Source organism: Sphingomonas sp. BE138 (genome assembly GCF_031456125.1).
Classification (GTDB): Bacteria; Pseudomonadota; Alphaproteobacteria; order Sphingomonadales; family Sphingomonadaceae; genus Sphingomonas.
In genome coordinates this window covers 1-4,458 of the sequence record NZ_JAVDUC010000055.1, presented here as the reverse complement: position 1 = coordinate 4,458, position 4,458 = coordinate 1, and the positions used below count along the sequence as shown (strand labels likewise).

At 64.0% G+C, this 4,458-nt stretch carries 5 protein-coding genes; 3 read left to right on the top strand and 2 right to left on the bottom strand.

Going from position 1 to position 4,458, the window contains the following annotated elements; all coding sequences use genetic code 11:
- Positions 1-306: 306 nt before the first annotated feature.
- Both J2Y58_RS20700 and J2Y58_RS20695 read left to right on the top strand, forming a co-directional pair.
- Positions 307-2,070: a PAS domain-containing protein gene (locus tag J2Y58_RS20700; protein ID WP_310107319.1), complete on the top strand. Its 1,764-nt coding sequence runs from the start codon at positions 307-309 to the stop codon at positions 2,068-2,070.
- A gap of 5 nt (positions 2,071-2,075) precedes the next feature.
- A complete protein-coding gene (locus J2Y58_RS20695) occupies positions 2,076-2,459 on the top strand; it encodes a response regulator (protein ID WP_046407085.1) in 384 nt (127 codons plus the stop codon).
- A gap of 71 nt (positions 2,460-2,530) precedes the next feature.
- Here the strand turns inward: J2Y58_RS20695 and J2Y58_RS20690 are convergent.
- A protein-coding gene (locus tag J2Y58_RS20690; protein ID WP_405053152.1) for an IS3 family transposase occupies positions 2,531-3,660 on the bottom strand; the annotation gives its coding sequence in 2 pieces (ribosomal slippage) (positions 2,531-3,408 and positions 3,408-3,660; 1,131 coding nt in all).
- Between the two features lie 80 nt (positions 3,661-3,740).
- On the opposite strand from J2Y58_RS20690, the gene J2Y58_RS20685 reads away from it, so the two are divergent.
- The gene (locus J2Y58_RS20685) at positions 3,741-4,037 is read left to right on the top strand and encodes a hypothetical protein (RefSeq protein WP_242122093.1); all 297 of its coding nucleotides are present in this window, start codon (positions 3,741-3,743) and stop codon (positions 4,035-4,037) included.
- A 7-nt stretch (positions 4,038-4,044) separates the two neighbouring features.
- Here the strand turns inward: J2Y58_RS20685 and J2Y58_RS20680 are convergent, their stop codons facing one another.
- Entirely contained in the window at positions 4,045-4,266 is a 222-nt protein-coding gene (locus tag J2Y58_RS20680) for a hydroxyisourate hydrolase (RefSeq protein ID WP_310107314.1), read from the bottom strand.
- Positions 4,267-4,458: the final 192 nt, after the last annotated feature.

Genomic DNA, 4,458 nt, shown 5'->3' with positions numbered 1-4,458 from the left:
CGTACACATGGAGGCCAGGATGTCGCATCTTGCGCCAGTTCGCCACGAAGAACCCCTACAGCTCCCACCACCAGCGAGTTTTCGGACGGTCTCGATCTCAATCGGGACGGTCGTCGGCGCTCGCGCTGGCCGTTCGTTTTCGGGACGAGCGGGTCGTGGCTTTTGGCTTTTACAGGTAACTCGCCCCCAGCGATCATTACGATGCTGATGTGTGACACCGGCCCTTATTAATGCATGCCGCTTTTCGCTCTTTTCGATCTGCATTATATTCGGGATCGCAGGGGCGCTCCCCCACGCCGGGGAACCATGTCCATCTCGACCGCCTTGCTCAACCGACTGCGCGACCTGACCGTCGCACGTCCTCGTCCAAAGCCCCTGCGCTACGGGCTGACGGTTGTGGTCATCGCAATGGTCGCAATCGTACAGGTCGTCCTCTTCGGATCGTCGGCACCCTGGTTCCTCTATACGCCGGCGGTCCTGCTGCTCACGCTGTTCCTCGGCCGCGGTCCCGGCGTCCTGGCCACCATAATCTCCGCGCTCGGCGCGGGATTGGTGGTCGCGCGGTCCGATCTGCCGCTGCTGCTCACGCCCGTTCATTGGAGCGCTTCCGTCTTTTTCCTGCTGACGACGCTTGGGCTGGTCGTGCTGGTGGAGGCGCTGCGCACGGCGCTTCTCGATGCCGATCGGCTTCGCGAAGAGCGTGAAAAGGCGTTGGTCGTAACGGCCGAGCGTGAAGCGTTCCTGTCCGGCGTGCTCGGCAGCTCGACCGACTGCATCAAGGTGCTCGATCTAGACGGCAAACTGACCTTCATGAGCGAGGGCGGCCGGCGCGTCATGGAGATCAGCGATTTTAACGACGTGGCCGGCTGCCCTTGGCCCGACTTCTGGCAGGATGCCGGCAACGCGGAAGCAAAGGCGGCGGTTGAGGCGGCCGGTAGAGGTGAGGCCCGAAGCTTTATCGGCAAGGCCGACACCTATCGGGGCACGCCCAAATGGTGGCACGTCGCTGTCAGCGCGATCGCGGGGCCAGAGGGGCATCCCGACCGCATCCTGTCGGTCTCGCGCGATATCACCGAGCTGCGCGCCAGTGAGGAGGAGCGCGAGCGCTTCGTCCGGCTGGCGGAGAACAGCGCCGATTTCGTCGGCATGGCACGGACGGACGGCAGCGTGTTCTACATGAACCATGCGGCCAAGCGGTTGGTCGGGCTGGAAGATGCCGACTTCACTCGGCTCACGATCGCCGACTTCTTTCCGCCCGAGCAGGTGGAAATGGTCATGCGCGACGTGCTGCCGGCGGTGGATCGCGACGGACATTGGGTCGGCGAGCTGGAGTTCCGACACTTCCGCACGGGCGAGCTGATTCCGGTCCTGTATTCCGTTTTTCCGATCACCGACGCGAGCGGCGCCATGATCGGTTACGGCACCGTCACCCGCGACTTCCGGGATCGCCGGCGCGCCGAAAGCGACATGCGCCTGATGAACGGCGAGCTGGCGCATCGCCTCAAGAATGTTCTGGCGGTGGTCCAGTCGGTCGCGCAGCAGACGTTGCGCTCCGCCCCGGACAAGGAAACGGCCAGTCACGATCTCGGTGCGCGGTTGGTGGCGCTTGGAGCAGCAACCGACGTGCTGACCGGCAGCTCATGGCGGTCGGCCGATCTGCACGAGGTAGCGACGCGCGCGTTGGCGCCACATGGCAGTATCGGCGAACGCATCCTGCTCGACGGCCCTGCCGTTACCCTGAAGCCGGAGGTGACGGTCGCCTTTGCGCTGGCGTTGCATGAACTTGCCACCAACGCCGCCAAATACGGGGCATTGGCGAACGGCTTTGGCACGGTGACGCTCGGTTGGAGTGTCACAGGGCAAGGCGATGACGCCATCCTGTCGATAGTTTGGCGCGAGCAAGGCGGACCGCCGGTCTCGCCCCCGAACCGCAAGGGCTTTGGCTCGATCCTGATCGAGCGGTCGCTGCGCTCCTATTTCCGTGGCAAGGCCGCAACCGACTATCGGCCGGAGGGTTTGGTATTTGAATTGGAAGCGCGGCTTGGAGATGCCGCAACAGTGAACGAGTAGACGGCGTGGGACAGAGCAAGCCGATCGGTAGCAACACCATTCTGATCGTTGAAGGCGAAGCGCTGGTGCGGTTCGACATGACCGCCTTTTTCGAGGAGCGCGATTGGCGCGTGTTCGAGGCGGAGGATGCGGATCAGGCAATGGAGGTTCTCGACCAGCGCACCGACATACGGGTGGTACTGATCGACGCGACCGTCAGCGGTCGCATGGATGGGCTGAAGCTCGCCCACTACGTGCGCGAACGCTTCCCGCCAACGCTACTATTCATCGTGTCGGGTCAGGCCCCGGTGCCGCAAGAGGCATTGCCCCAGCGGGCGACGTTCCTGCCAAAGCCGTTCGATCTTCATCGTGTGATGCGTCAGATCGAACAAAGTCCCGTTACTCCGTAATCACCGCCCTCATTGCGTGCGCCTGGTCGCGTGACCGAAGAGCTTTGACGTGCTCCCCAAAGCTCTGCCAGTCATAACTGGAGCCCGGGGTTGATATGGTGCCCGTCGGGGCGGTGTTGCACAACCCGCCTGGCAGCATCGGCGGGCGTCAGCCCGCCAACACCGCTATGCGGGCGCACATGGTTGTAGTCGTCTCGCCAGAGCCGCAGCACCGAGCGGGCGTGGCCGAGCGACACGAACAGCGTCTCGTTGAGGCATTCGTCGCGCAGACGACCGTTGAAGCTCTCGACGTAGCCGTTCTGCTGCGGCTTGCCCGGCGCGATGTAGTGCCACTCGAGAGGTCGTTCCTGCGTCCATTTCAGGATCGCCAGGCTGGTCAGCTCGGTGCCGTTATCGCTGACAATCATCAGCGGCGGTACGCCCCTGAGCGCAATGATGGCGTCGAGCTCACGAGCGACACGCGCGCCTGACAGCGAGGTGTCGACCACCAGCGCCAGGCACTCGCGCGTGAAGTCGTCGACCACCGCCAGGATACGGATGCGCCGGCCGCTGATCAGCGTGTCGCTGACGAAGTCGAGGCTCCACCGCTGGTTCGGTCCCTGCGGCAGCGTCATCGGCGCCCGCGTGCCCATGGCTCGCTTCCGGCCACGACGACGCCTGACCCGCAGGTTCTCCTCGCGGTACAGCCGCAGCAGCTTCTTGTGGTTCATGACCAGCCCCTCGCGGGCCAGCATGATCCCCAGCCGCCGGTAGCAGAAGCGCCGACGCTCGGCCGCGATCTCGCGCAGCCGCGACCGCAGGTCGCCATCATCACCACGCCGGGGCGCGTAGCGCACCGACGTTCGATCTACGCCGAAGATGGTACACGCCCGACGCTCGCTGATGCCGAACAGCTGCCGAGCATGCTCGACAGCCTTCCGCTGAGCGGCGGGCTTCACCAGTTTTTTGCCGCGACTTCCTTCAGCACGGCATTGTCGAGCATGGCGTCGGCCAGCAGCCGTTTGAGCCGGCCGTTCTCCTCCTCGAGCACCTTCAGCTTGCGCGCCTGCGACACGTCCATGCCGCCGTACTTGGCCTTCCACGCGTACAGCGTCGCGCTGCTGATCCCGTGTTTGCGGCACACGTCGGCGGTCTTCATCCCGCCCTCCTGCTCGCGCAGCACCGCGATGATCTGCTCCTCGCTGAACCTCGTCTTCTTCACGTCCGTCTCCCTCTCGAAGGCGGACTCTAGCTCAGACTGGCGGAGTTTCTGGGGAGCACGTCAACCTCGGCCGGCTACGAATGAACCTGGCCAATGCGGTACGTGAGCATCTGCCTACACAGCAGGGCTGGAACAAGGAGGCCCGAGGCTATTTCGCCGACCGGATGCCGACTTACGAGCGGATCATGGAAGAGGATCGCGAGCTTCGACTGCGCTACTCCGACCACATACGGCGTTGGAGCAGCAACGCGATCGCTTCGGACGTCCCGACCTATGCTGCGGACGTCGCAGCGCTGGTCGACCGCCTCGACCGGTACCTGCGCTCGCTCGAGCACGAGCTATACAAGCCGATGTTCGAGGCAGGGATCGAGGCGTGATTGGTGGTCAGTTGCCCCGGTAGGTGGAGTAGCCGTAGGGGCTGACCACGACGGGGACATGGTAGTGCGCGGCAGGATCGATGACGCGGAACACGAGCTCGATCTTGGGGAAGAATGGCGCCGCTTTCCGTGCGGGTAGCCCGACATGTCGAACTGCAGCTTGTAGATGCCCGGCGCGAACCGCGACGGCTACCCACCCGACGCCGATCTCTCGGTCGAAATCGGGCAAACCTGTAGTCCTGCATGACGATCTGGCATCTTGCATCACCGCGAGCAGCTATCGAAACCGGCCTCGATCACCTATCGTTCCTCAAGGCAGGGTCGTTGGTCCTGCGAAACCGATGGTGGGGGTGCCGTTGCGACCTGTGTCAGCTGCGATCTGTGTTCCGGTCCGCAACGAGGAGACTGCGTTACCGAAGTT

Bases quoted from the DNA above. Each gene is read 5' to 3' on its own strand.
- J2Y58_RS20700 (WP_310107319.1), top strand. From the start codon at position 307: ATGTCCATCTCGACCGCCTTGCTCAACCGACTGCGCGACCTGACCGTC.
- J2Y58_RS20685 (WP_242122093.1), top strand. From the start codon at position 3,741: ATGAACCTGGCCAATGCGGTACGTGAGCATCTGCCTACACAGCAGGGC.